The sequence below is a fragment of the Bradyrhizobium neotropicale genome (assembly GCF_001641695.1).
Taxonomy (GTDB): Bacteria; Pseudomonadota; Alphaproteobacteria; order Rhizobiales; family Xanthobacteraceae; genus Bradyrhizobium; species Bradyrhizobium neotropicale.
Window position 1 is genome coordinate 1 of the sequence record NZ_LSEF01000112.1, and the last position, 1,877, is coordinate 1,877.

The window sequence follows — 1,877 nt, forward strand, 5'->3', positions numbered from 1 at the left end:
AGCGTCTCGCCGGCCTTGACCTCCTGCCCCTCGGTCACCGCGATCGAGACCACGAGGCCGGGCATCGGGCAGAGCAGCTTCTTGCCGGTGTCTGAGGCCGAGACCACCGGCATCAGCCGCGCGGAAGTCGCTTCCGCTTCGGTCCAGACATAGACCGGCACCTCGACGCCATGGTGCGCGAGGCGGATGCCGTTCGCAATGGGACGCGTCTGCACCGCGATGAAGTGGCCGTCGATGGTGCCCTGCCAGACCGGATCGCCCGGCTTCCACGGCGACTGCAACAGATGGGCATTGCCGGCCTTGCCCTCGGTATCGACGAAGCGCACCGCGATGGCGTCGCCCTCGCGGCCGACCTCGAGCAGGATCTCGTCGCGGTCGAGCCAGACGGCGCGGCGCCGCTCGCGCTGCACGACGCGGCCGCCGAGCTGGCCCGAGATCTGCCGCTTGCGCTCCCCTAGCACGTGATCGATGGCGGCGCCGACCGCGGCAATGCGCCGCGCGACCTCGCCCTCCGGCACCCGCACGGCAAAGCCCTTCGGGAACTCCTCCGCGATGAAGCCGGTCGAGAGCCGGCCCTCGCGCCAGCGCGGATGGTGCATCAAGGCCGACAGGAACGGGATGTTGTGGCGGATGCCGTCGACATAGAAGGCGTCGAGCGCGGTCGCCTGCGCCTCGATCGCGGCGGCGCGCGAGGGCGCATGGGTGACGAGTTTCGCGATCATCGGATCGTAGTGGATCGAGATCTCGCCGCCCTCCTGCACGCCGGTGTCGTTGCGCACGGTGATGCCGTCCCTGCTGGCTTCCGCCGGCGGGCGGTATTTCACCAGGCGCCCGATCGAGGGCAGGAAGTTGCGGAACGGRTCTTCGGCGTAGAGCCGCGACTCCACCGCCCAGCCCGTCAGCGTGACGTCCTTCTGCGCGATGGTGAGCTTCTCGCCGGCGGCGACGCGGATCATCTGCTCGACGAGGTCGATGCCGGTGACGAGCTCGGTCACGGGATGCTCGACCTGGAGGCGCGTGTTCATCTCCAGGAAGTAGAAGCTCTTGTCCTGGCCGGCGACGAACTCGACGGTGCCGGCGGAGTCGTAGTTCACGGCTTTCGCGAGCGCGACCGCCTGCTCGCCCATCTTGCGGCGCGTGGCCTCATCGAGCAGCGGCGACGGCGCCTCCTCGATGACCTTCTGGTTGCGGCGCTGGATCGAGCATTCGCGCTCGCCGAGATAGATCACGTTGCCGTGCTTGTCGCCCAGCACCTGGATCTCGATGTGGCGGGGATCGACGATGAATTTCTCGACGAAGACGCGGTCGTCGCCGAACGAAGCCTTGGCCTCGGCCTTGGCGAGGTTGAACCCTTCCGCGACCGCGGCCTTGGAGTGCGCGATGCGCATGCCCTTGCCGCCGCCGCCGGCGGAGGCCTTGATCATCACGGGATAGCCGATCTCGTCGGCGATCCGCACTGCATGCCTGTCGTCCTCGATGACGCCGAGATAGCCCGGCACCGTCGAGACCTTGGCCTTGGCGGCCGCCTTCTTGGACTCGATCTTGTCGCCCATCGCCGCGATGGCGCCCGGGTTGGGCCCGATGAAGACGATGCCGGCCGCCTCCAGCGCGCGCGGAAACGCCTCGCGCTCGGACAGGAAGCCGTAGCCGGGGTGCACCGCTTCCGCGCCGGTCCTGCGGCAGGCGTCCACGATCTTCTCGATCACCAGATAGCTCTCGGCCGCCGCCGGCGGACCGATCAGCACCGCCTCGTCGGCCATCTCGACATGGAGGGCGTCGCGATCGGCCTCGGAATAAACCGCAACCGTCTGAATTCCCATCCGGCGGGCAGTCTTGATGACCCGGCAGGCGATTTCGCCGCGATTGGCAATCAGGAT

At 68.3% G+C, this 1,877-nt stretch carries 1 protein-coding gene; it reads right to left on the bottom strand.

Features of this window, described 5'->3' with window-relative positions; all coding sequences use genetic code 11:
• On the bottom strand, positions 1 to 1,877 hold a 1,877-nt coding region (locus tag AXW67_RS36345), incomplete at both ends, for an acetyl-CoA carboxylase biotin carboxylase subunit (RefSeq protein ID WP_063678062.1).